The sequence below is a fragment of the Rhizobium sp. SRDI969 genome (genome assembly GCF_025152725.1).
Classification (GTDB): domain Bacteria; phylum Pseudomonadota; class Alphaproteobacteria; order Rhizobiales; family Rhizobiaceae; genus Rhizobium; species Rhizobium leguminosarum_I.
On sequence record NZ_CP104035.1, the window covers coordinates 1,254,333 to 1,275,806 of the forward strand.

Below are 21,474 nucleotides of genomic sequence, written 5' to 3' on the forward strand. Positions count from 1 at the left end.
GATCTTTCAGATTCGCTCCTGGCGCTTCAGGTCTTTGTTTTACGCATGTTGTCGCAAGACCGCTGCACAGTTTTGCCCGACATGCTTTAGCCAAGCGGTCTGGTTATGTCTTTTTTAAATGCAGATTAGCAGCAGGGAAAATAAGGTCAGTCGACATCTTTCCTCCGATTTTGATTCTTATCGACCGGGCAGAAAAATGGTTTATTCAGAAAAGGTGGCGGAATTCACCGATAGCGTGCCATGCGGGGCACCGGAGGGCAATGATGTTGGCGAAATGGCCGGGGCGCTGCGACAGGTGCCCGACGAGGGGCATGGAATCATGAGCGCAATCCGTGTTCTGGTTCTTGAAGACAGTCTGATCATCGCGATGGAGGCGGAAGATATTTTGCGCCTGGCAGGCGTCGAGAGCATCGATATCGTCGGCAGTTTGGACCAGGCGAGGGCTGCCATCGCTGCGGAGAAATATGATTTTGCCCTCCTCGACGTCAATCTCGGCGAGGGCATGAGCTTCGGATTTGCCCGCCATCTTGTCGATCTCGGCATCCCCTTCGGCTTCGTCAGCGGCTATTCCGATACCGGCGATTTCCCGTCCGACCTGCAGCACATACCGCTTCTGGTGAAACCTTTCGACGAAACGGCGATGCGTGAATTCCTGCAGAGGCTTTTCCCGACTGTAGCCTGACCCCATCCATGACAGGTGGTCCATGACAGAAGTGGTCCATGACAGAAACCGGGCCTTGGATTAAGATGGATTCGTCAGCCGCAGGGACTTCTTTCGATGCAATGGCAGGATCAGGCGATCATTCTGGGCGTCAAGCGCCACGGCGAGACGAGTGTCATTGCCGAGGTGATGACGCGTGATCGCGGCCGCCATCTCGGCCTGGTGCGTTCCGGCCGCTCGCGCGCCATGCAGCCGGTGCTGCAGGCGGGCAATGCCGTCGAGGTCATCTGGCGTGCCCGGCTTGATGAGCATCTCGGCGAATTCCGCGTCGAGCCGGTGACGCTCCGCGCCGCCCGCCTGATGGAAACCGCGACTGCCGTCTACGGTGTCCAGGCGATGTGCGCGCTGCTGCGGCTGCTGCCGGAGCGTGACCCGCATCCGCACCTCTTCGATGCGCTGGAGGTCATCCTCGATCACTTGCACAACCCGGCCGATGCCGGCGAACTCTTCGTACGCTTCGAACTTGCGGTGCTGAATGATCTCGGCTTCGGCCTCGATCTTGCCGAATGCGCCGCGACCGGCACCCGTTCCGATCTCGTCTATGTCTCGCCGAAATCCGGCCGCGCCGTCAGCCGCGCGGCGGGTGCGCCCTGGGCGGACAAAATGCTGCTCCTGCCGCCGTTCCTCAGCGTCGAAGGCAATCATGCGGCCGACTTCGATAGTCTTTCAGCCGCATTCCGTCTGACAGGGTTCTTTCTGCATCGCCATGTCTACGAGCCGCGCGGCATCGAGGCCGCAGCGGCCCGCGACGGCTTCGTTCAGGCGGCGCTCAAGGCGCTTAATCCAGCCTTGCGGACGCTTTCCGGCCCGAAAGGTATTTCAGCCTGACCTCGTTTTTTGCGGGTGCAAAACATCCTCCAGATTTGGCGGTTTACCTGCCCATGCGCGCTTCCTATGTCTTCAAAGGATTGCCAATCAAGGAGGACCTCATGCTGACCAAGACCGCATCACCGACGACGATCACGCTCTGGAACGGCCGCGAAATTCCGCGCCTCGGCATGGGATGCTGGGCGATCGGCGGTCCCTTCTTCGCCGGCGACACCCCGCTCGGCTGGGGCGATGTCGACGACGATGAATCCGTGGAAGCGATCAACCGTGCCATCGAACGCGGCATCCGCTTCTTCGATACGGCCTCGAACTACGGCGCCGGCCACTCGGAGGAAGTGCTCGGCCGGGCGATCGGCAATCGCGACGATATCGTCGTCGCCACCAAGTTCGGCTTCGCCACCGATCCGGAAACCAAGCAGGCAACCGGCGCCTTCGCCGATGAGGCCTTCATCCGCCGTTCGGTCGAGACCTCGTTGCGCCGCCTTAAGCGCGATCGTCTCGATCTCCTGCAGTTCCATCTCAATGATTTTCGGCTGGATCAATCGGATGCCGTCTTCGATACGCTGGAGGCGCTGCGCGCCGAAGGCAAGATCGACGCGTTCGGCTGGAGCACCGATTTTCCCGATCGCGCCGCCCGTCATACCGGCCGCCAGGGCTACGTCTCGGTCCAGCATACGATGAACGTCTTCGAGCCGGTGCCGGAGATGATCGCGGTGATCGAGGGGAAGGGGCTTATCTCTATCAATCGCGGTCCGCTGGCCATGGGTCTGCTGACCGGCAAGTTCACCGCTGACAAGGCAGTGGGCGCCAAGGACGTCCGCGGTGCAGCCCTCGACTGGATGGTCTATTTCAAGGATGGCCGCATGGCCCCGGAATTCGCGGCAAGGCTCGATGCCGTCCGCGATCTCCTGACATCGGGCGGTCGCACGCTGACGCAGGGCGCGCTTGCCTGGCTCTGGGCACGCTCGCCGCGCACCCTTCCCATCCCGGGTTTCCGCACCGTCGCCCAGGTGGAGGAAAATGCCGGCGCGCTGGAGAAGGGACCCCTGCCGGCCGATGTCATGGCAGGCATCGACACCGCACTCGGGCGCGTGTGACGCTCTAACTCTTTGTTTTTACGCAATTCCGGACGGAAAACCGCTTCGCACTTTTCCTGGAATTGTTTTTATGCCGCGACGCGACGCTTGAGCGCCCAGCCTTCCGGCCTCTCTTCAATGATGCTGACGGTGTCACCGATCGTGATCCTGCCACCGCCGCGTGGCGTGACATTCCAGCCGAAGAGCGGGCCGGGCACGCGCCGGTCGGCCGACATGCGGATGCGGCCTATGGCCGGCATCGGGTTTGGTCCCTCGCGTGAACCGGTCATCTGGTCCTGCGTCGTCATGATGCAGCGGGAGCAGGGTTTGACGAGATCGAAGCGGATACCGGCGATCTCGATCGCCGCCCAGCGGTCCTCCGGCCAGGCTTCGTCGGTATCGATGACGATGTTCGGACGGAAGCGTTCCATGCCGACACTGCCTTCGCCATGGGCGGCGAGGTCGGCATTCAATGCCTTCAGCGAGCCCGTCGTCGTCACCAGGATCTGATAGCCGTCGGTAAAGGTGACGGGCGTGCCTTTGCCGGCCCATTCGGCATTCGCCGTCCGCCGCGCCTGGCCGTCGAAAAAGACTAGGCGCACCTCGCGACCGAGCCATTCGGAAAGCTGCCGGTTGCTCTCTGGATCGGCGGCGGCGGCGCTGACGGCGGATTTCCACACGATCACATCCATGCGGGTTTCAGGCTGAGGCGCTGCTACCGATATGTCCGCTTTCCCCTGCATCAGCAGCCGAAAGGCGCTTGCCTCCGGTCGCACCTCGATGCGTGCGAGATCCGGCAGTTCGCGTTGGGTGATGAAGTGACCCTGCGCATCGGTGATCATCGCCCGCCGGTCGCCGGGAAGCCCATAGGCGTCGATGTCGGCGGCCGGCAGCGCAATGCCGCGGGCGCTCTTGAGCGGGTAGATGAAGAGGTCGCTGACACGCATGTTATGCTCCTAGATCTCATCCATGAAGGCCGAGAGGAAGTCGCGCAAGCTTTTGTCACGCGCAGCCGCCAGCCTGCGGCCGGTCTCGGTCTGGAATCCTTCCGCCAGTTTGAACAGCTTCGTCTGGAAATGGTCAATGGCATAACGCTTGTCATCGAGCGGGCGGTCTGCCGCCGTGGGGTCGATCGGATCGTAGAGCCCAGATCCCAGTCGGCCGGCAATATAGAAGCAGCGGGCGACGCCGATCATGCCGATCGCATCCAGCCGGTCGGCATCCTGCAGGATCTTCGCCTCCAGCGTCTGCGGCGCCACCCCGGCCGAGAAACTGTGCGCGGTGATTGCGTGTGCCACGGCTTCGATATCCGTGGCGCTCCAGCCGAGTTTCGCCAGGATCGCCGAAGCCTTCTGCGCCGCCAAAGCCGATGCTTTTGCCCGCAGCGGCGAATTCTTCTCGACGGCGACGCAGTCGTGCAGCAGCACGGAAGCGGCAAGCACCCGCCCGTCGCCGCCTTCTCCCTCATGGATGCGCATGGCATTCCTGAAGACGCGCAGGATGTGGGCAAGGTCGTGCGAGCCGTCGTCGCCGTCGGCCGCATGCGCAATCAACGCCGCGGCAAGCGTTTCATGTGGAGAGAAGGCTTCAGTCTCGAACATTGCGCCACCTGTCATGAGGAAGATCGTTTTTCCGCCGACAGGGCATCGGCGCGGAAGTGGATGCGGGCGGGTAAAAGAATGCGACAACCAGATCTCGGAATCACAGCCGATTTTCTGGAGCATGATGCCGAAAAGTGTGAGCGGTTTTCGGGCGACATCATGCTCTAACTATATATTGTAGAACAGGATTCAGATTGTAGGCCGACTCGGCCTGAAATCATCCTGTTCTAACGGCTTGCCGTGCGAGTCGCAATCGAGGGGGATCTCAGTGCTTGGCTTCAGGAAGACGCATCATGCCGCCGTTCTTCGGCGACAGGGAGAGAAGATGAGGCACGTCATGCGCCGGTCTCGGCGGACTGATGTGATAGCCCTGGATCTCGTCGCATTCCTCGCATTCGAGCAGCGCCAGCTGCGCGGCCGTCTCGACGCCCTCGACGGTGACGCGCATGCCGAGCGCATCGCCAAGCAGGATGATCGCGTGCATGATCGCATGCGCTTCCCTGTTGTCGACGATATCGTTGACGAAGGATTTATCGATCTTGATCTTGTCGAAGGGGAAGCTCGAGAGGTAACTCAATGAGGAATAGCCGGTTCCGAAATCGTCTATCGAGATGCGGATGCCGCGCTCCTTCAGCGCATGCAGGATCGGCAGCACTTCGCTCAGATTTTCCATCAACACGCTCTCGGTGATTTCGAGTTCAAGCCGCGACGGCGACAGCGCGGAGGCGGCAAGCGCCTCGCCGACATCTCGCGTCAGGTCGCTGCTACTGAATTGGATTGCCGAAACGTTGACGGCGACCTTGATGTCCTGCGGCCATTGCGCTGCATCGTTGCAGGCCCGGCGCAAAACCCAACGGCCGATATCGACGATGAGGCCGACTTCTTCGGCAAGCGGAATGAAATCCATCGGCGGAACGCGGCCTCGAACCGGGTGGTTCCAGCGGATCAAAGCTTCGAAGCCGCAAATGCGCCGCTGCGAGAGGTCATAAAGCGGCTGGTAATGCAGCTCGAATTCCTCGTTCCCTACGGCTGCTCTGAGGTCCGCCTCCAGCGCGTGGCTCAGTTGCATCTGCGCTTCCATCTCGCTGGCGAAGAAACGCTCTTGTTTGCGCCCGTCGGCCTTGGCATGTGACAGCGCCACGCTGGCATTCTTCAGCAGGATATCGGTTTCCTCGCCATCATCAGGGGCGATTGCGATGCCCATGGAAACGCTGAGCTCCACCCGTCTTTCGCCGTGGAGGAATGGTTCGGAAAGCTCACGGCGGATCCGTTCGACAAGCGCCGTCACGTTCCACGGCTGCTGCTTGCCCGCCTGCAAGATGGCGAATTCGTCCGAGCCGAGGCGCGCCAGGGTGTTTTCCGAACCGGCGGAGGCGCGGATGCGCTCGGTGACCTGCTGCAGGATCTTGTCGCCGACCGACACGCCCATCGTGTTGTTGATCGATTTGAACCGGTCGAGATTGAGGTGAACAAGGGCGATCTGCTGATCTGGCCTGCGCTCTGTGAGCGTCGCATCGACCTGCTCCGGAAATGGATGCGGTTCGGAAGGCCGGTCAGCGGGTCGTGGTGGGCGAGATAGGTGATACGCTCGGCCGCCCTTCGATCCTCGGTAATATCGGCATGAATGGAAATGTTGCTGCCGTCGGAAAGGATGGTCACCATGCTCTGGATGATGCGGCCATCGTCCATCAACCATTCGCGCCGACGGAGACGACTGCTTCTTGCTGTTGCGGAGGAATGTCGCCCGGTCCGTCGGCGGAGCTTGGCGCTGGCGCTCTCAGTGCCGCGCATTTTGGCCGTGAGATCGGCGATTGTCGCGCCGGCAGTGACATCTTCGTCTGTCAGGTCGAAGAGCTGACGGAAACGGATGTTGGAAAGCGTCAGCCGTTGTTCGGCGTCGAAGACGCTGAGACCGAGCGGCAGGTTGTTGAGAATGATTTCGAAGAGTTTTTTCTGTCCGTCGAATGCCTGACTGAGGGCTGATATATTGCCTCTCAGCACATGGTTTTCCCGCAGCAGCGTTTCCGCGCTTCTCTCGATTTCGTCATAGTCGCTTTCATGGACGCGATAGGTCGCGATCACAAAATCCATCAGGCGCTGCGCATCGATCGATCCATCGTCGGTGACGGCCTGGGTGCATTGCTGCCAGAAAAGCGCCTCAGCTTTCATGTGCACGCATCTTGCGCAGCAATCGCGATCGCAATGACCAAAAGCGTCTTTAGTTGATGCACGTGCCTCACTGCGCCGGACATGAAAGACCTTTCTAAAAGAACACAGAAATTGCTTTTTTATAAGCCGGGACCGTCTGGTGGTAGTTGTGTGACGCCCATTTTCTATGGGCCGAATTAATATTCGGTTGCAGTGCAGCAGCGACTTCACTTCGTCAGACAATTGGTTTGTATGTGAAAAATCGCTGAAATATGTGGGAAATCGGCCGGCTGGCGCAAGCGGAAGGTCACTCTCACGGCGCCGCGTTAACTTTTGTCAATCATCGTTAATGAGAAGTTAACAGCTTATTGACGCACTGCGCAAATCAGTTTAACCACCGAGTCAGCACTGATTTTCCACGTTCGTATTGCGTACAAACACCACCGGCAAAAGGCGGTGAATGGAGGTTTGTATGACCAGCACCACATCCGTTTCAGAGACGTCATATGCATATCTGGCGACGCTTTCGCGGCTCGACGCCAACGGCGATGGCGTCCTCAGCCGCGGCGAACGTGCCGCCGATGAGAAGCCCGGCATCATCAAAGAAATCTTGGAAGACGACACCAGCAGCGACACGCAGCCGAAATTTTCCGGCAGCCTGATTGCTCTGATGATGGACACGCACGATAGCGGCACGGCAAACAGCATCGCCGTCTCCTATCCGTTGCAACAGATCGCGCCGACATCAGGCAATCGGTCCGACGATCTCTACCGCAACACTTACGGCCAGTTCGATTTCGACGCCGTCGCCTGAGCTGCGATTCAATTCGGGTGATCTGCAAGCCGGCCGTTTGGCCGGCTTTTCTTGTTCGATGGTCTCTAATCAGGAACACCTTCCAAGCTGACACGTTCAGAAAGACAATCGGACGGAAGGAGATCTCCATGAAAGCCATGTGCACCATCGCCGCCTTGAGCCTGCTTGCGGTTGCATTGCCGGCAGGCGCTCAGGACAAGCAGACGGCGGTCGCCAATTTCGTCGACAAGGACGGCAAGGAAGATGGCCGCGCGCAGCTGACAGCTGCTGCCAATGGCGGCGTCCTGATCGAAGTCGAGATATCGGGACTGCCGGCGAACAAATGGGTGGCCTTCCACGTTCATGAGACCGGCCGCTGCGACGCCGCGACCCACCTCGAATCGGCGGGCGGTCATTTCAATCCCGGGAAGGCGGAGCATGGCCTCCTTGCCGCTAACGGTCCGCACGCAGGCGATATGCCCAATCAATATGTCGGGCAGGACGGCGTGCTGCGGGCACAGATCTTCAATACCATGGTGACACTCGACGGCAAGACCGACGGCATTCGCGGCCGCGCATTGATGGTGCATGCCAATTCGGATGACTATCGCAGCCAGCCGTCAGGAGATGCTGGTGAACGGCTTGCCTGCGGCGTTGTTCAATAGCTGCCGTCTCACTGCCGCGCCGATGTCGGTTTTTCTGCCGCCGCTCTGCCGTTGTGCTTTTTTTCTGGAGTTGCGTCTGATGCATCCGGCACAGCGGCGGGATTGTCCTTCTCATCGAAGGCGAGTTTCACGCGCTTCACCATGTCACGGCTGACCAGCCACCAATCGCCGGTCTTTGCCCAGTAGCGCAGCGTTACGGAGATCGCGCCGTCACCGAGGCTGTCGATGAAGACGCTGGGTGCCGGTGACATCAGCACTCTGGAATCGGCTTTGGCAAGGCCCATCAGCCTCTCCATCGCCAGATCGATGTCATCCTCATGGGCGACGCTGATTTTCAGCTCGTCCCGCCGCGTGGGCTCGCGGCTGAAGTTGGTAATCGGTGTGTTCCAGAGCGTCGAATTCGGCGCCAACCGATAAAGCCCGTCGCCGGTTCTGAGCTCGGTTGCAAACAATCCGATTTCGCGCACCGTGCCGGCCACGCTGCTGGTCTCGATATATTCGCCGACGCGGAAAGGCCTGAGGATCAGCAGCATGATGCCGGCGGCGATATTCTGCAGTGTCCCTTGCAGCGCCAGTCCGATCGCCAGGCCTGCTGCGCCGAGGGCTGCGATGATCGAAGCGGTCTGGACGCCGAATTGACCGAGCACGGTGATGAACACCAGGATGAGCAGGGCGTAGCGCAGCACATTGGTGAAGAATCGCGCCAGCGTCTCGTCGATGCCATGAACGCGCGACAGGCCTTCATAGGCCCAGCGGCTGGTAAAACCGGCGAGCGCCCAACCAAGGACGAGCAGGATCACCGCCCCGAGGACGGAGAAGGAATACTGCACCGCAAGCGCACTTGCCTGGCTGAGTGCCGTTTGCGTGGCGAGGAGGACATCGGCTGCCTGTTGTTCCATGATCTGGCCCTGTCGACTGTGCGTGGTCGGGGCCTAACTGGAGCGGCTGGCGGCAGCGTCAACCGCAGGCGGCGTCCCGGATCGCAAGCACGAAGGGCGCGTTGCCGTCGGCATCGGCGCCACGCCCGATTGCCCGTACTGCTGCGACCAGCCGGCCGCTGCGGCCGAGCAGCACGTCACCGAGCTCGATCAGCCGGGCATTCGGCGTCGCGAACGGTGAGGCGGCCCGGAGCCGGCGGGCAAGCGCTTCCTCGCTCTGATCGGGTGCTAGCGACAGCGCGGCGATGAGGGCTGCGGCCGGCGATCGCGACACGCCCATCCAGCAATGGATGAGCAACGGCGTCTCCTGTCGCCACGAGGCAGCAAAGTCGATAATTGCTCGCACATGCGTCTCGTCAGGCGCCACGAGATCGCCGGTGCCCTTGAAGACGATGTCGTTCATGCCAAGTGTCAGATGACGTTCGGCCGCGATCACGCCCGGTCGGTGAAAGGCCTGCTCCTTGGCGATCAGGCTGATCATATCACGCGCCTTATGGCGCACTGCCATTTCGGCAATGCTCGACAGCGGCGAGACGACGACAAAGGTCACGACACCATCTCCCGCTCGGCCTCGATCGCCGCGAAACGCTCGCAGAACAATCGCTGCGCCTCGATCGCCGGCAGGGGCTCGATCATCAACATGTCCTTGCTGATGCCGCGCGGCTGGCCGAAGAATTTCTGCGCCTCGGCTGGGGTGAAGCCGGCAAGCACCGTCGCCTCGAAATAGGCGGCGATCGTGTCGGCCTTCTTGATCCGGTCCTTGAGATCGCGCGAGGGATGCGGCGGCAGGCCGAAGCGCAGGTGCACGGCAGCTTCCAACCGCTTTTCCACCGTTTTATAGCCGCCGCCGACCACTGATTTGAACGGCGAGATCATGTCGCCGATCACATATTCGGGTGCATCGTGCAGCAGCGCCATCAGGCATTCCTGCGGCCGCGCGTCGTTGAAGCGGCGAAAAATATCCTCGACGACGAGACTGTGCTGGGCCACCGAAAAAGCATGATCTCCGGAGGTCTGGCCGTTCCAGCGGGCGACGCGCGCAAGCCCATGAGCGATATCGGCGAGTTCGACATCGAGCGGCGAGGGGTCGAGCAGGTCGAGCCTGCGCCCGGACAGCATGCGTTGCCAGGCACGCGGCGCTTTCGTCGTTGTCACGCGCTGGCCTCGTCGGCGCTGGCGGGAAAGACAAGGCCGGACCATGCCGGCAGGGTGAGAGAAACGGGCGTTTCTCCGGCCAGCAGAGGCGTGCCTGCGGCCATCGCCGCGCCGGCGCGGTCGATGCGCACGATCGCAAGTCCACTGCCGCCTTCGACCGAACCGAGCGTTCCCACAGGCTTGCCGCCAGCGGTAATCTCTGTCCCTGTCGCCGGCAAGGCTGTTGCGGCGGACACCGTGACGACGCGCCGGCGCGCGGTGCCGCGGTGCTGCATGCGCGAGACGACCTCCTGGCCGACATAGCAGCCTTTCCTGAAGGAGAGCCCACCGTTGAAATCCATCAGCACGTCATGCGGGAAGGCGTCCTGCAGGGCAAAGTCCGATCCTGACGTGACGATGCCGTGGCTGATGCGCAGCGCGTCGTAGAGTGCTTCTTTGCCATCACCATGTTTGCCGGGCCGGCGGATCAGCGTGACGCCCGCCTTGGCGAAACGGCTGTCTCGGGCGCCCTGCCTATCCCGGACGCCCTCGGCATCCTCGCCCCAGCAAACGGTGACGCCCTCTTTGGTGCTTGGGGCAAGTGTGACGGCGGCGCGCAGCTTGTACATCGTCAACCGCTTCAGCAGGCTGTCGCGCTGGCCGGCATCGGTTTCGATCATGTAACCGTCGCCGTCCTGCCAGATCATGAAATCGAACAGGATCTTGCCCTGCGGCGTCAAGAGTGCCCCGGGCCGCGCCTCGTCGGGCCCAAGCGAGCTGATATCGGTGGTGATCAGGTTTTGCAGGAAGGATTGGGCGTCCGCGCCGCTGACGAAGAGCAATGAGCGGTCTTTCAGGAATACGGCTGGCATGGCAGAACCTGTCGCGTTGATCATCGCTCAGAGGTATGTCTTCATGAGCTGGATCGCAAGCGCCATGCGAGACGTGAAAGGCGCAGCCAAGATGAGTGTCAGTCGCCCGCCGTGAAGAATTTCCATTTGCCCTCAGGCGTAATGCCGAGGCGATAGAAATTGTATCCGCCGAATTCCTGCATGTCGGAGAGATCGCCGGCCGTGACGATGCGCAGCAGCTCGACGCGCTCCGGCGGTGTCAGCGACTTCAGGTCTTTCTCGGCAAAATAAGGCCAGACATACATGTCTTCTGCTGTGCCCTGGCCGACATGCACGAAGCCGGTCGAGACAATGTCGAGCATGATGGCAAGGATCTCGTCTCCGTCGGGATCGCCCGAAAGGTCCTTCAGCGTGCCGATAGGATCGTCGGTCGGCTCGCCCACAGTCACCTGCGTCTGGTCGGCGCCGGTGCCCATCAGCGGCCGCAGCCGTTCGAGATCGCCGGAGGCGGCCGCCTCGACGATCTGCTCGCGCAACTTTCGAACCGGCTCTGGCACCTTGCTGATGTCGTAGATCACCTCGACGGGCTTGGAGCTGTCCTGAGCGCCCGGCGTCTTGTCGGCACCCTGATTGTTCTGGCTGTTGACCAGCGGATCGGCCATGGGAACGCCGGGAGTGGTCCCGCCCTGCGGCTGGCTCTGTCCCTGAGCGCTTCCCTGCGCGGGCGGCGTGTCGTTGGCCGCCTGGCCGGGGATCTTGTGCAGTTCGGAAAGCGCATAGGCTGCCGGCGCAAGGAAAATATTGCCGGCGGCGAGGCTGAACGCAAGCAGCACCGGCGCGAGGGGAATTCGCGAAACTTTCTCTTTACCGGTGTGCATCAAGCTCTCTGATAACAATTATTGCAGGGTGCGGTTTGCGGAGAATTCGCCGGCAAGCATGCGCTCGCGCAGCGAATCGAGCAGGGCTTCCGCGCTCTTTTCCCCATGCAACCTGATCGTCTCGCGCAACGCATGCGCAATGGCGGCATCAGCGATGATTTCAGGCTCGATACCGTCGGCCATGCCATCGGCCCAAGCCTCGTTCTGGTACTCCAGAGCCGCCTGCATCTTTTCGTGGACGATCATGTCGTCGATGTCGTTGAGGCTTGCTTCCATTGTCTTTTCCTCAGAACTTCTCATGTCTTACTGCACCGTTAACAACACTAACAGCCTTTTCCCAAAACGACACGTCCGCATGCGAAAACAGGTTAATTAAACGTCAATTTCCAAAGCGCGAGGTAATTTCTGTGGCAAGTGTTGCACCTTCGTTACGGTAGCGCTCTTCTGCCACGATGGCCGCCGGGGTGCAATCCGTATAGACCGAGGCGAAGGCGCGATAGCCGCGATTGAAGGCCGCTGTGAGCCTTTCCTTGCGCTGCGGCTCGTTGCCGGTCTCCGAATCGAGCAGCTGCTGCATGCCGTTTCGCCACTCGTCGCCGCCGGGCGCCTTGCAGAGCGTTCTCAGATAATGCACCGAACCCAGCACCTCGGCGAACCGCGCCAGCTTGTCGTCATAGGGCACGCTCACGATCGGCGGCGCAATCTCCTCCTCCTGTGGAGGCGGCGTATTCTTGCCCTGCGCCATCGTAGGGCCGGCGAGCACGAGCAGGGACAGGAAAACGCGCCGAACGGGAATCATGCTCCCAGTTGATACGCTCAGCATGACAGCAACAAGGCGTGCTTCAAAGTTTCCACGTCTATTCGCCGCTCGCCAGCCGCTCTGCGCATTCGAGCACGCTCTGCGGCACGGGCAGTTGCCGGATTTCCTCCACCGTGAACCAGCCGAGGGCGACCGCGTCGTCGGCGGCTTCCGCCACCGCGTCTTCATCGGCATCAACCCGAAAAACCGACAGCAGGAAATGGCTGTTGACGCTGCCGTCGGCCGCATGCGTCTTCAGCTCGTAGGTCGAAAACAGCCGCGGATTGCGTGCCGAAATGCCGGTCTCTTCATGAAATTCGCGCAATGCCGTTTGCTCCGGCGCTTCGCCGGGCTCGGCCCGCCCGCCGGGAAAGGCGTACATGTCGGCGGAAGGCGGATTGCGCCGCAACACGAGGAGGAATCGCTCGTCTCGTTTGAGAATGGCGGAGGAGGCGGCTCTGGCGGTGGAGGTCATCGGGGCCTGCTCTTGCTGTGATCGCCCATCTTATCGGATGAAGAGTGCGGCGGAGATTCGAAAGGTGCTTCCATGACCTACATCATATTTGCTTTTGCCGCTCTCTTCGAGATCGCCGGCTGCTTTGCCTTCTGGGCATGGCTGAAGCTCGAAAAGCCCGTCTGGTGGCTGGCGCCGGGCATGGTCTCCCTGGCGCTTTTCCCCTGGGCTCTGACGCTGGTGCCGAGCGAGGCTGCCGGTCGTACCTTCGCGGCTTATGGCGGCATTTATATCCTCGCCTCGCTGCTCTGGCTGTGGCTGGTCGAGAGCCGCGTGCCTGATCGTTACGATATCGGCGGCGCGCTGATCTGCCTTGCCGGCGCAAGCCTCATCCTCTTCGCGCCGAGAGGCTGAGGCGTCTTGACCGGATACGAGCCGGGTGCAAAGACAGGCCGATGTGTGGACGTCTCGCCCTGACAAGCTCCAGCGCCGACCTGAGCGACTTCTTCTCCGGTCTCGATCTCGACAATTTTCCGGCGCGCTACAACATCGCGCCGACGCAACCGATCCTAGTCGTCATATCCGGCGAGGGCAGGGAGCAGGGCAGCAACTTGGCCGACCGGCGCGCCGTGCTCGTGCGCTGGGGCCTCACGCCGGGCTGGGTCAAGGATCCGAGAGATTTCCCGCTGCTGATCAACGCGCGCTCTGAAACTGCGATTGGCAAGGCCTCTTTCCGCGCCGCCATGCGTCATCGCCGCGTGCTCATTCCTGCCTCCGGTTTCTATGAATGGCATCGCCCGTCGAAGGAAAGCGGCGAGCGGCCGCAGGCCCACTGGATCAGGCCGCGCCAGGGTGGGGTCATCGCCTTTGCAGGGCTGATGGAGACATGGTCCTCGGCCGACGGCTCCGAGGTCGATACCGGCGCGATCCTGACGACATCCGCCAATTCAGCCATATCGGCGATCCACGATCGCATGCCTGTCGTCGTCAGACCTGAGGATTTCTCGCGCTGGCTCGATTGCAAGACACAGGAGCCGCGCGACGTAGTCGACCTGATGCAGCCCGTTCAGGACGATTTCTTCGAGGCCGTCCCGGTCTCCGACAAGGTCAACAAGGTCGCCAATATGGGTCCCGACCTGCAGGAGCGGGTCGTCGTCGAAAAGCCGCTGAAGGCGCCCGAAAAGCAAAAGCCTGACGACGGCCAGCTCAGCTTCTTCTGAACACCATCCGCCGCACCAGCAGGCCCGTCGGCGACCTATCGGCGCCGACGTCTCACATAAGCGGTGGCGATGCGCCGCTTCGTCCATCAGGTTTTCGGGTTGTGCTGATGTCGCCAGAGCGTTGTCAGGAGATTTCCGGCAATTGCCTCGTCATTCACTTCGTCAGCGGTGCCTAACGCATGTAACCCGAAAGCACGCATGATTCCAATGTGAAGCCTTCCGCCTCAAGCGGATTTCTTGACGCTGGCCGGCTTATGCTTCGCCATCAGCGATGCTGCGGCAACAGCCTTCAGGCCGACGGGGCGATAGTTGGCGGCGAGATCTGGCTTGGCCGCCTGCTGTTCGCCGGTACTGCTCTTCTTCGAAGTCACGATACTCTCCTTACGTGGTTCTTCCCTGGGTATTTTATGGTTTGATGTTTCGTCACGAATAGCGACAAAATGGGGGCGCAGGTGATCAGGATTTGTAAACGCGCACCATAATTCGCGAGGCTTAACTGAAGCCTACGTTGGTTAAAACTTACTGAAGAGAGTGGTTCCAATAAAAGTGCGAAAGCGGTTTCTGGGGAAAAGCGCGGAACAGTTTTCACCCGGATAAGCGCACGGTTTCTCCGGGGAAACGCATGCTTTTCCCGGGGTCCGTCAGAACGAAGGGAAAGAAGCATTTCCGTCATTTGGAGAAATCCGGAAATGCTGGCAGATCAGATGTGCCGGCCGATATCGTCGTCGCCGACGCCGGGTTCCTCGATCGTCAGCGTCCCATATTTCCGCTGCCATTTCCGCGCGCCGAAGGGAAGCGATACGAGGTAGGCGGCAACGGTGAAGACCATCACCTCCCAGGTGTAGCTCATCAGCAGAGCCACATAGAGCACGACGCCGAGCATCATCGGCAGCACGAGATCGCGCCGCAAGCGGTTGCCTTCCGATTTGCCCGACCAGACCGGCAGCCGGCTGATCAGCAGGAAGGCGATAAGCACGGTATAGATCGACGAGAGATAGGCGAAGGTGCGGTCCGTCGCCAGCCCGAGGAAGCCGAGATAGACCGGCAGCAGCACCAGCATGGCGCCAGCCGGCGCCGGCACGCCGACGAAATATTCGGATTGCCAGCTCGCCTTGTTTTCGCGTTCGGCCATGACGTTGAAACGGGCAAGGCGAAGCCCGGCGGCGATCGCATAGATCAGGGCGGCGATCCAGCCGAGCGAGCGCGCCTGGTCGAGCGCGAACACATAAACGACGAGGGCGGGTGCGACGCCGAAATTGACGATGTCGGCAAGCGAATCCATCTGCGCGCCGAATTTGGAAGTCGCCTTCATCAGCCGCGCCACGCGCCCGTCGATACCGTCGAGGAAGGCGGCGAGCAGCACCATGGAGACGGCGAGCTCGTAACGATTCTCGAAAGCCAGCCGGATGCCGGTCAGCCCGGCGCAGATCGCCAGAATGGTGATGAGGTTCGGAAAGACGAGCCGGAGCGGGATTTCGCGCAGACGTGGGCCGCGGGCGGAATCATCCGGCCCATTGGGCTCGAAAGGCGGAAAAGGCGTTTCCATATCGCGTTCCAATCGTTCCTAAGGCAATTCCAGCAACAGTGCGTAGCGCTTCTGCACTTCCGTGAAAAGCTGAACCGCTCTAGCTGCGGCGGCTGATGACGGGACCCTTGACGGAGGCGAATTCGGCGATGACGGTTTCTCCCGCAACCGCCGTCTGGCCGAGCGAGACACGTGGCGCGGCACCGGCGGGCAGGAATACGTCGAGCCGCGAGCCGAAACGGATCAGCCCGAAGCGCTCGCCGGCATCCACAGGCTCGTTGGGGTTTGCCCAGCAGAGGATACGCCGCGCCACGAGGCCGGCGATCTGCACGACGCCGATCTGGCCGTGGCGGGTTTCGATCACCAGTCCATTGCGCTCATTGTCCTCGCTCGCCTTGTCGAGCTCGGCGTTGACGAAGCTGCCGGAGCGGTAGTTGATGCTGACGATGCGCCCGCGCATCGGCGCCCGGTTCACATGGCAATTGAAGACGTTCATGAAGACCGAGATGCGCAGCATCGGCTCGGAGCCCAGATTGAGCTCTGCCGGAGGGGTCACCATCTGGATCGCCGAGACCTTGCCATCGGCGGGAGAGATCACCAGATCGTCGTCCTGCGGGGTCACGCGCTCGGGATCGCGGAAGAAATAGGCGCACCAGAGCGTGAAGATCATGCCGATCCAGAAGAGCGGCTTGAAGATCCAGCCCAAGACAAGCGACGCGACGAAGAAGGCGGCAACGAAGGGATAACCCTCCTTGTGCACGGGGACGATCGTGTTGCGAACCGTGTTGAACAGGCTCATGGCTGCCGGTCTCCTTGCGTTTTCATTTTTGCTGTTAGCGAAAAACGGTCTCCGGGGCAATGCTGCGGCCTCGGCCCTGGTTTCCACGCCGGGGTTCTGAACAACAAAAGCCGGCCGGCGTCGGTTTCCCCTCAGCTTGCCGGAGCAAGCCGACTTATGACCCCCAGCTCGTCGCTTTCGCGCACCTGCTTCAGATGTTCTTCGGCCTGCGTCGCCTCGCGCTGGCGGTTCCACATCGAGGCATAAAGGCCGTTTCTTTCGAGGAGGGCGGCATGTGTTCCGCGCTCGGCAATCTCGCCGCTTTTGAGTACGATGATTTCATCGGCGTTGATGACAGTCGAAAGCCGGTGGGCGATGACCAGCGTCGTGCGGTTCTTCGAAACCAGGTCGAGTGCCTCCTGGATTTCCCGCTCCGTCGTCGTGTCGAGCGCAGACGTCGCCTCGTCGAGGATCAGGATCGGCGGCGCTTTAAGGATGGTGCGGGCGATCGCCACCCGCTGCTTCTCGCCGCCCGAAAGCTTCAACCCGCGCTCGCCGACCTTGGTTTCGAACCCCTCGGGCAGCATTTCGATGAAATGCGCAATCTGCGCCACCTCAGCCGCCGCAAAGACCTCGCCCTCGCTGGCCGATGTGCGGCCGTAGCGAATGTTGTAGGCGACGGTATCGTTGAAGAGCACGGTATCCTGCGGCACCATGCCGATGAGAGAGCGCAGGCTCTTCTGCGTCACCGTGCGGATATCCTGACCGTCGACGGTGATCGCGCCGCTCTGGATATCGTAGAAACGATAGAGCAGGCGCGACAGCGTCGATTTGCCCGCACCCGATGGACCGACGACGGCGACCGTCTTGCCTGCCGGCACCTCAAAGGAAATGCCCTTCAGGATCGGGCGGGCCGGATCGTAGGCGAAGTGCACGTCCTTGAAGGAGATCGCGCCTTGGCCGATCCGAAGTTCTGTCGCATCGGGCGCATCGTTGACCTCGGCCTTCACTTCAAGCAGGTCGAACATCTGCTCGATATCGGTCAGCCCCTGGCGGATTTCGCGGTAGACGAAGCCGATGAAGTTCAGCGGTGCGGAAAGCTGCAGCAGCATCGAATTGACGAAAACGAAATCGCCGACCGTCTGCTCCCCGCGCTGCACGGCCAGCGCCGACAGTACCAGCATGATCGTCGTGCCGATGCCGAAGATGACGCCCTGGCCGAAGTTCAGCCAGCCGAGCGAAGTCCAGACGTCGGTCGCCGCCTTCTCATAACGTTCCATCGATTTGTCGAAGCGCTTTGCCTCCATCTCCTCATTGCCGAAATATTTGACTGTCTCGAAATTGAGGAGGGAGTCGATCGCCTTGGTGTTGGCGTCGGTATCGCTGTCGTTCATCGAGCGGCGGATGGCGATGCGCCAGTCGGAGGCGCGGATCGTGAACCAGATATAGGCCCAGACGGTAAAAGCGGTAACGGCGAGATAGGAGAAGCCGTAGCCCCACCAGAAGATCACTGCCGTCAGCAGGAATTCGATGACGGTCGGGACCGAATTGAGGATCGTGAAGCGCACGATCGTCTCGATGCCCTTGGTGCCGCGCTCGATAATGCGCGAGAGCCCGCCGGTCTTGCGCTCCAGATGGAAGCGCAGCGACAGCTCGTGCATGTGCACGAAGGTTCTGTAGGCAAGCTGGCGCACCGCATGTTGTCCGACGCTGGCAAAGAGCGCGTCGCGCAACTGGTTGAGGCCAAGCTGGATCAGCCGGGTGATGTTATAAGCAATCACCAGCGCGATGGCGCCGGCCAGCAGCGGCGGCACGGAGCCTGCAAGATCCATCCTGCCGTTCAGCGCATCGGTCGACCATTTGAAGAAATAAGGAACGAGCAGCAATACGAACTTGGAGATCAGCAGAAAGACCGAGGCCCAGACGACGCGCATCCTGAGGTCGGGCCGGCCGGCCGGCCACATATAGGGCCAGAGGTTGAGAAGCGTCTGCAGCAGGTTGGATTCCGAGACTGTCTTGCCGTTTGCCATGCTTGTCTCCAGCCCGGATGGGCTTGCCGCGATTGCGGCGCTTCGATGCCGGCAAAAGCAGGGAACCGGGACGTGCCTGAAAGCGCTTCCCACAACCCGCAGCCGCCACCGCCAGATAGGGTGCCAGGCGGACGAATACAACAAATGCAGGGGTAAGGAAACGACGAGGCCGGGCGTTTATCCCACCCGGCCTCGTCGTGTCGTTTTGCAGCTTAGAGATGCTGGCCGGACATCCGCTTGCGGTGCAGCTCTTCGGCATTCGGCAACACATCCTTCGGCAGACCGAAGATCTGACCGGGGCGGATGCGATCGGGATCGACGATCTTGTCCTCGTTGGCGATGTAGATCGTCGTGTAACGAACACCGAGGCCATAGGTGCGGCGCGAGATCTGCCACAGCGTGTCGCCGCGGCGAATGATGACTGCCGCGTTGTTTGCCGTCAGCGGCGCCTGTTCGATCGTCTTCGGCTGGCCGCTTCCGACATCGTTTGCGGACGGCGCTGCCGGCGCGGGTGCCACGGAGAGTTCGGCGATCATCGCGCCGAGCCTGTCGAGTGCGCTGCCCACGGATTTCGCATCCTTCGGCAGGCCCTGCAGCAGTTTCAGCGCGTTGCCGGCGATCTGAGAGGCGGTGCCTGACGTGTGCTTGAAGGCGTCCGGCGCATCGGCCGCAGGCCGGAAATCGGCGACGGAGCGCAGAGCGAATTCCGTTCCCGAGCGCGCCGCGGCGAGCTGCTCGGGGCCTGGAAGCTTGCCATCGGCAAACAGCCGCTTCAGCAGGCCGAAGGCCTTGCCGACTTCGGCTTTGAGTTTGTCGAGCTCGCCTTCATCGAGCGGCACCATCGAGGGAGCGCTGTTCGTGTCGGCGGGTACCGATTGCGCGGCGACCCTCACCTGGTCGCCGGCAGGCCGATTGAAGTTGACCGCCGCGCGCACGATCACCTTGCCTGTGGGATCAACGACATCGACGCGGATCTTGTGGTCGCCGACCGAGAGCGCCACCACGCCGTCGATGACGAAGTGGCCGTCGGAGCCGGCGGTATCCTGGCCGACGAGGCTGTCGTCGGCATAACCGATAACCTTGGCGTTGGGGCGCGTCGTGCCGGCAATAAAGATCTTGCTGCCCTCGATTTCGACGGCATTGACCATCACATCGGGCACATTCGTCTTATCCGATGGCGTAGCTGCGCCGCCGGAGGAGGTGTCGGTGAGGTTCGGCGCCTGCAGCGCCAGCTCGCCGGTTGGTGCAGCTGTTGCAGCAGGCGCAGCCGAGCTTTCGTCCGTTGCCGGCTTGTTCGCAGGCGGAGCCATCGGATTGGAGGCATCGGCAACTTCGGTTCCGGCCTTCGGCGCAGTGATGATACGGCTCGCCGCGCCGGGTTTGGAGACCATGGCGAGCAGATTGGCGCCATTGCCGTCCTTCGGCACGGAAATGGTCGCGACTTCTTCGGAAAGCGTGCTCTTGCCGTCCTTTCCCGTGAACTTGAGCACGAGTTGGTGGTCGCCGGCCGGAAGCGGATCGTCGAGAACGGCAGCAAAATCGCCGCTCGCATCGACATTGGCCGTCGTCACCACCTTCTCGCCGTCGAGCACCTCGAGCTTGCCGTTCGGTTCGGCGGAACCGGCAATCACCGTCGATCCGTCGGGCTCGACGCGCAATACGTCGAAGGCCGGAAGTTTCGGGCCGGTATTCTCCACTGCCGTGTTCGCCGCAGGGGCGGTCTCCGGCGCACCGGTCAGAGCAGCCTCTGCCTTGGCGATCGCGGCAAGCGCATCGGCAATGTTCTCAGGCAGCGCCTGGACGATGGCGAGCGCCTTCGCGCCGCCGTCCTTGGCCTTTGCGGCAAGGGTCTGGGTCGCGGGATCGAGGCCCTCGGGGATTGTAAAATCAGCAAGCGCGGTCAGCGCGCTGACGGCCTTGGTCTTGGCGGCGGTGAAGACATCGATGGCAGGGCCCTTGCCGTCGGCAAACAGCGCCTTGAGCTCGCTGAGCGACACGCCGGCATCGGCCGATAGGCGGCCCACCTGGTCGGCGACCGCAGCCGCGTCGCCCACAGCGGAGCGCGATGTCTTTGCCGCCTCGTTAACCGTGTTCTTGAGCTCCGTGCTCGCTTGGTTGATGGCGTCGCCGACCTTGGCTGCATCGCCGCCGATGCGCGGCATGACGAAAAACACCATCAGTATGATTGCGATTGCGAGGACTGCAAGAGCCAGCAAGCCGGCACGGTTCTTCATCATTATGTCTCCCAGAGCGGCAATTTGCCGTAATACCCAAAATTGCTAGCGATTCCCGTTGCTTTCCACAAGCATTCAAAGCAATTAGGCAAGCTAGGCATGCTGCTTTTCAGTCAATTTTCTTGACTGCATTGAAATGGAATAGTTGTTTTGCCCTCATGACCGAACAATCTGTATCGATTCGATCCATCTGCGTTTACTGCGGCTCAAGGCCGGGACGCGATCCTTCCCACATGGCGGCCGGGCGTGCTCTCGGAAGAGAGATCGCCGAATACGGCCTGCGCCTCGTCTATGGTGGGGGTACCAAAGGCATCATGGGCGCGGTTGCCAGCGGCGTGCTTTCCGGCGGCGGTCAGGTCACGGGCATCATTCCCGAATTCCTGATCGATATGGAAGCGACTCGCCACTCGCTCGGTCAGCTGAACGAACTCATTGTAACCCCTGACATGCATGCGCGCAAACACACCATGTTCGAGCGCTCCGATGCCTTCGTGGCGCTGCCCGGCGGCATCGGTACGCTGGAGGAGATCGTCGAGATCATGACGTGGGCGCAGCTCGGCCGCCACGAGAAGCCGATGGTCTTTGCCAACGTCAACGGTTTCTGGGATCCGATGATGGAACTGATGCGCCATATGACCGAAGAAGGTTTCCTGCATACCGCCCATCGGGTGCAACCGCTCGTCGTCGACGAGATCTCCGGCATCATTCCGGCGATCATGGCCCAGGCAGCCCAGCTCGCCGCCGATCGTGACGGCGAGGACGAGGTGATTTCGAAGATGTAGGCGGGCAGGCGGCCCTCGC

23 protein-coding genes and 1 pseudogene are annotated in these 21,474 nt (G+C 61.4%); 8 read left to right on the top strand and 16 right to left on the bottom strand.

Annotated features, from left to right (window positions below; genetic code table 11):
• The first annotated feature begins 196 nt into the window (after window positions 1-196).
• The 3 genes from N2A41_RS06345 (at window position 197) to N2A41_RS06355 (ending at window position 2,646) form a co-directional block, all read left to right on the top strand.
• On the top strand, window positions 197-682 hold the full coding sequence (locus tag N2A41_RS06345; RefSeq protein ID WP_170257620.1) for a hypothetical protein: 486 nt from the start codon (window positions 197-199) through the stop codon (window positions 680-682).
• 96 nt (window positions 683-778) lie between these two features.
• Window positions 779-1,549: a DNA repair protein RecO gene (gene recO / locus N2A41_RS06350; protein WP_260110542.1), complete on the top strand. Its 771-nt coding sequence runs from the start codon at window positions 779-781 to the stop codon at window positions 1,547-1,549.
• A 101-nt stretch (window positions 1,550-1,650) separates the two neighbouring features.
• A complete protein-coding gene (locus N2A41_RS06355; RefSeq protein ID WP_260110543.1) occupies window positions 1,651-2,646 on the top strand; it encodes an aldo/keto reductase in 996 nt (331 codons plus the stop codon).
• 68 nt (window positions 2,647-2,714) lie between these two features.
• Here N2A41_RS06355 and N2A41_RS06360 read toward each other — a convergent pair whose 3' ends face one another.
• From N2A41_RS06360 to N2A41_RS06370, 3 genes and pseudogenes are all read right to left on the bottom strand, one after another.
• Complete coding sequence (locus tag N2A41_RS06360) at window positions 2,715-3,572, bottom strand: MOSC domain-containing protein (RefSeq protein WP_222281048.1); 858 nt, start codon at window positions 3,570-3,572, stop codon at window positions 2,715-2,717.
• 9 nt (window positions 3,573-3,581) lie between these two features.
• On the bottom strand, window positions 3,582-4,226 hold the full coding sequence (locus N2A41_RS06365) for an HD domain-containing protein (RefSeq protein ID WP_407767257.1): 645 nt from the start codon (window positions 4,224-4,226) through the stop codon (window positions 3,582-3,584).
• A 265-nt stretch (window positions 4,227-4,491) separates the two neighbouring features.
• Window positions 4,492-6,395: pseudogene (locus N2A41_RS06370) on the bottom strand (putative bifunctional diguanylate cyclase/phosphodiesterase).
• Window positions 6,396-6,834: 439 nt separating this feature from the next.
• Here N2A41_RS06370 and N2A41_RS06375 point away from each other — a divergent pair.
• On the top strand, window positions 6,835-7,188 hold the full coding sequence (locus N2A41_RS06375) for a hypothetical protein (protein ID WP_170257615.1): 354 nt from the start codon (window positions 6,835-6,837) through the stop codon (window positions 7,186-7,188).
• A 128-nt stretch (window positions 7,189-7,316) separates the two neighbouring features.
• A complete protein-coding gene (locus N2A41_RS06380) occupies window positions 7,317-7,832 on the top strand; it encodes a superoxide dismutase family protein (protein WP_170256707.1) in 516 nt (171 codons plus the stop codon).
• Between the two features lie 8 nt (window positions 7,833-7,840).
• On the opposite strand, the gene N2A41_RS06385 is transcribed toward N2A41_RS06380, so the two are convergent.
• From N2A41_RS06385 to N2A41_RS06420, 8 genes are all read right to left on the bottom strand, one after another.
• Entirely contained in the window at window positions 7,841-8,731 is an 891-nt protein-coding gene (locus tag N2A41_RS06385; RefSeq protein ID WP_170256708.1) for a mechanosensitive ion channel family protein, read from the bottom strand.
• A 58-nt stretch (window positions 8,732-8,789) separates the two neighbouring features.
• On the bottom strand, window positions 8,790-9,320 hold the full coding sequence (locus N2A41_RS06390) for a tyrosine phosphatase family protein (protein WP_260110545.1): 531 nt from the start codon (window positions 9,318-9,320) through the stop codon (window positions 8,790-8,792).
• Window positions 9,317-9,925 carry a YfbR-like 5'-deoxynucleotidase gene (locus N2A41_RS06395; protein WP_018070590.1) on the bottom strand — a complete coding sequence of 203 codons (609 nt, stop codon included), beginning with the start codon at window positions 9,923-9,925 and terminating at the stop codon, window positions 9,317-9,319. The genes N2A41_RS06390 and N2A41_RS06395 overlap by 4 nt, the downstream gene beginning before the upstream one ends.
• The gene (ygfZ, locus tag N2A41_RS06400) at window positions 9,922-10,776 is read right to left on the bottom strand and encodes a CAF17-like 4Fe-4S cluster assembly/insertion protein YgfZ (RefSeq protein ID WP_260110546.1); all 855 of its coding nucleotides are present in this window, start codon (window positions 10,774-10,776) and stop codon (window positions 9,922-9,924) included. The genes N2A41_RS06395 and ygfZ overlap by 4 nt, the downstream gene beginning before the upstream one ends.
• 98 nt (window positions 10,777-10,874) lie before the next feature.
• Window positions 10,875-11,633, bottom strand: coding sequence for a hypothetical protein (locus N2A41_RS06405; RefSeq protein WP_260110547.1), 759 nt, complete (start codon window positions 11,631-11,633; stop codon window positions 10,875-10,877).
• 18 nt (window positions 11,634-11,651) lie between these two features.
• Window positions 11,652-11,909: a hypothetical protein gene (locus tag N2A41_RS06410; RefSeq protein WP_003546972.1), complete on the bottom strand. Its 258-nt coding sequence runs from the start codon at window positions 11,907-11,909 to the stop codon at window positions 11,652-11,654.
• Between the two features lie 103 nt (window positions 11,910-12,012).
• Window positions 12,013-12,456 carry a TIGR02301 family protein gene (locus tag N2A41_RS06415; RefSeq protein ID WP_017963680.1) on the bottom strand — a complete coding sequence of 148 codons (444 nt, stop codon included), beginning with the start codon at window positions 12,454-12,456 and terminating at the stop codon, window positions 12,013-12,015.
• Window positions 12,457-12,490: 34 nt separating this feature from the next.
• Window positions 12,491-12,907: an NUDIX hydrolase gene (locus N2A41_RS06420; protein ID WP_162118512.1), complete on the bottom strand. Its 417-nt coding sequence runs from the start codon at window positions 12,905-12,907 to the stop codon at window positions 12,491-12,493.
• Between the two features lie 72 nt (window positions 12,908-12,979).
• Here N2A41_RS06420 and N2A41_RS06425 point away from each other — a divergent pair, with 72 nt between their 5' ends.
• Together N2A41_RS06425 and N2A41_RS06430 are read left to right on the top strand one after the other, a co-directional pair.
• Entirely contained in the window at window positions 12,980-13,300 is a 321-nt protein-coding gene (locus tag N2A41_RS06425) for a YnfA family protein (protein WP_260110548.1), read from the top strand.
• Between the two features lie 41 nt (window positions 13,301-13,341).
• Window positions 13,342-14,106, top strand: coding sequence for an SOS response-associated peptidase (locus N2A41_RS06430; protein ID WP_260110549.1), 765 nt, complete (start codon window positions 13,342-13,344; stop codon window positions 14,104-14,106).
• A gap of 224 nt (window positions 14,107-14,330) precedes the next feature.
• Here the strand turns inward: N2A41_RS06430 and N2A41_RS06435 are convergent, their stop codons facing one another.
• The 5 genes from N2A41_RS06435 to N2A41_RS06455 all read right to left on the bottom strand — a co-directional run bounded on the left by N2A41_RS06435 (window position 14,331) and on the right by N2A41_RS06455 (window position 20,676).
• Complete coding sequence (locus N2A41_RS06435) at window positions 14,331-14,477, bottom strand: hypothetical protein (RefSeq protein ID WP_170280042.1); 147 nt, start codon at window positions 14,475-14,477, stop codon at window positions 14,331-14,333.
• Window positions 14,478-14,806: 329 nt separating this feature from the next.
• A complete protein-coding gene (pssA, locus tag N2A41_RS06440) occupies window positions 14,807-15,652 on the bottom strand; it encodes a CDP-diacylglycerol--serine O-phosphatidyltransferase (RefSeq protein WP_026154087.1) in 846 nt (281 codons plus the stop codon).
• Window positions 15,653-15,731: 79 nt separating this feature from the next.
• A complete protein-coding gene (locus tag N2A41_RS06445) occupies window positions 15,732-16,430 on the bottom strand; it encodes a phosphatidylserine decarboxylase (RefSeq protein WP_222384683.1) in 699 nt (232 codons plus the stop codon).
• A 131-nt stretch (window positions 16,431-16,561) separates the two neighbouring features.
• Complete coding sequence (locus tag N2A41_RS06450; RefSeq protein ID WP_017963686.1) at window positions 16,562-18,439, bottom strand: ABCB family ABC transporter ATP-binding protein/permease; 1,878 nt, start codon at window positions 18,437-18,439, stop codon at window positions 16,562-16,564.
• Window positions 18,440-18,651: 212 nt separating this feature from the next.
• Complete coding sequence (locus N2A41_RS06455) at window positions 18,652-20,676, bottom strand: LysM peptidoglycan-binding domain-containing protein (RefSeq protein WP_260110550.1); 2,025 nt, start codon at window positions 20,674-20,676, stop codon at window positions 18,652-18,654.
• Window positions 20,677-20,831: 155 nt separating this feature from the next.
• Here N2A41_RS06455 and N2A41_RS06460 point away from each other — a divergent pair, with 155 nt between their 5' ends.
• Window positions 20,832-21,455 carry a TIGR00730 family Rossman fold protein gene (locus N2A41_RS06460; protein WP_003558142.1) on the top strand — a complete coding sequence of 208 codons (624 nt, stop codon included), beginning with the start codon at window positions 20,832-20,834 and terminating at the stop codon, window positions 21,453-21,455.
• Window positions 21,456-21,474 lie beyond the last annotated feature (19 nt).

Excerpts from the sequence above, each read along its gene's own strand:
- N2A41_RS06345 (WP_170257620.1), top strand. The coding sequence starts at position 197 with ATGGTTTATTCAGAAAAGGTGGCGGAATTCACCGATAGCGTGCCATGC.
- N2A41_RS06415 (WP_017963680.1), bottom strand. The coding sequence starts at position 12,456 with ATGCTGAGCGTATCAACTGGGAGCATGATTCCCGTTCGGCGCGTTTTC.
- recO (WP_260110542.1), top strand. The coding sequence starts at position 779 with ATGCAATGGCAGGATCAGGCGATCATTCTGGGCGTCAAGCGCCACGGC.
- N2A41_RS06455 (WP_260110550.1), bottom strand. The coding sequence starts at position 20,676 with ATGATGAAGAACCGTGCCGGCTTGCTGGCTCTTGCAGTCCTCGCAATC.
- N2A41_RS06405 (WP_260110547.1), bottom strand. The coding sequence starts at position 11,633 with ATGCACACCGGTAAAGAGAAAGTTTCGCGAATTCCCCTCGCGCCGGTG.
- N2A41_RS06355 (WP_260110543.1), top strand. The coding sequence starts at position 1,651 with ATGCTGACCAAGACCGCATCACCGACGACGATCACGCTCTGGAACGGC.
- N2A41_RS06385 (WP_170256708.1), bottom strand. The coding sequence starts at position 8,731 with ATGGAACAACAGGCAGCCGATGTCCTCCTCGCCACGCAAACGGCACTC.
- N2A41_RS06430 (WP_260110549.1), top strand. The coding sequence starts at position 13,342 with ATGTGTGGACGTCTCGCCCTGACAAGCTCCAGCGCCGACCTGAGCGAC.
- N2A41_RS06380 (WP_170256707.1), top strand. The coding sequence starts at position 7,317 with ATGAAAGCCATGTGCACCATCGCCGCCTTGAGCCTGCTTGCGGTTGCA.
- N2A41_RS06450 (WP_017963686.1), bottom strand. The coding sequence starts at position 18,439 with ATGGCAAACGGCAAGACAGTCTCGGAATCCAACCTGCTGCAGACGCTT.
- N2A41_RS06445 (WP_222384683.1), bottom strand. The coding sequence starts at position 16,430 with ATGAGCCTGTTCAACACGGTTCGCAACACGATCGTCCCCGTGCACAAG.
- N2A41_RS06460 (WP_003558142.1), top strand. The coding sequence starts at position 20,832 with ATGACCGAACAATCTGTATCGATTCGATCCATCTGCGTTTACTGCGGC.
- N2A41_RS06375 (WP_170257615.1), top strand. The coding sequence starts at position 6,835 with ATGGAGGTTTGTATGACCAGCACCACATCCGTTTCAGAGACGTCATAT.
- N2A41_RS06410 (WP_003546972.1), bottom strand. The coding sequence starts at position 11,909 with ATGGAAGCAAGCCTCAACGACATCGACGACATGATCGTCCACGAAAAG.
- N2A41_RS06420 (WP_162118512.1), bottom strand. The coding sequence starts at position 12,907 with ATGACCTCCACCGCCAGAGCCGCCTCCTCCGCCATTCTCAAACGAGAC.
- N2A41_RS06360 (WP_222281048.1), bottom strand. The coding sequence starts at position 3,572 with ATGCGTGTCAGCGACCTCTTCATCTACCCGCTCAAGAGCGCCCGCGGC.
- N2A41_RS06365 (WP_407767257.1), bottom strand. The coding sequence starts at position 4,226 with ATGTTCGAGACTGAAGCCTTCTCTCCACATGAAACGCTTGCCGCGGCG.
- pssA (WP_026154087.1), bottom strand. The coding sequence starts at position 15,652 with ATGGAAACGCCTTTTCCGCCTTTCGAGCCCAATGGGCCGGATGATTCC.
- ygfZ (WP_260110546.1), bottom strand. The coding sequence starts at position 10,776 with ATGCCAGCCGTATTCCTGAAAGACCGCTCATTGCTCTTCGTCAGCGGC.
- N2A41_RS06425 (WP_260110548.1), top strand. The coding sequence starts at position 12,980 with ATGACCTACATCATATTTGCTTTTGCCGCTCTCTTCGAGATCGCCGGC.